Below are 725 nucleotides of genomic sequence, written 5' to 3'. Positions count from 1 at the left end.
ATTAGTGGTTTACTAGCCGGTACCTATACGGTGACCATCACCGATGCCAATGGCTGCGAGACTACAGACGGCGCTACTATCGGTGAGCCCGATGCCGCCTTATCCTCATCAGCAGTAGCCACAGATGTGGGCTGTTTTGGAGAGGCCACCGGATCAATAGACCTAACAGTAAATGGAGGCACTCCCGGATATACCTATCTATGGAGTAATGGCGCCACCACCCAGGATATTAGTGGTTTACTAGCCGGCACCTATACGGTGACTATCACCGATGCCAATGGTTGTGAGACTACGGACGGCGCTACTATCGGTGAGCCCGATGCTGCTTTGTCCGCGTCAGCTGTGGGAACGGATGCGCTTTGTAATGGCGATGCAAATGGTTCAATCGACTTAACAGTAAGTGGCGGTACTACGGCTTACTCCTTCCTATGGAGCAACGGCGCCACCACAGAAGATATCAGCGGACTAACCGCAGGCACTTATACGGTGACAATAACTGATGCCAACGGATGTACAACCACTGCGAGTGCAACAGTGAATGAGCCAGCAGCCTTGATGTGTACAGTGGCCCTTGATAATGGGGTATCTGTGAATGGGGGCAATGATGGGGCGGCCACTGTAAATCCTACGGGTGGCACAGCAGGATATAGTTATGTCTGGGACAACGGGGAGACTACACAGCAGGCAATTGCTTTAACCGCGGGGACCCATAGTGTAACCGTTAC

1 protein-coding gene is annotated in these 725 nt (G+C 52.6%); it reads left to right on the top strand.

The window, feature by feature from the left end; translation table 11 throughout:
- The coding region (locus J1G40_RS18265; protein WP_265244103.1) for a SprB repeat-containing protein at nt 1–725 on the top strand (725 nt) is incomplete at both ends.

Source organism: Muriicola sp. Z0-33 (assembly GCF_026126425.1).
GTDB lineage: Bacteria > Bacteroidota > Bacteroidia > Flavobacteriales > Flavobacteriaceae > JAFMPW01.
Note: the sequence above shows the minus strand (reverse complement) of the source record. Positions and strands in the feature narration are given on the sequence as shown.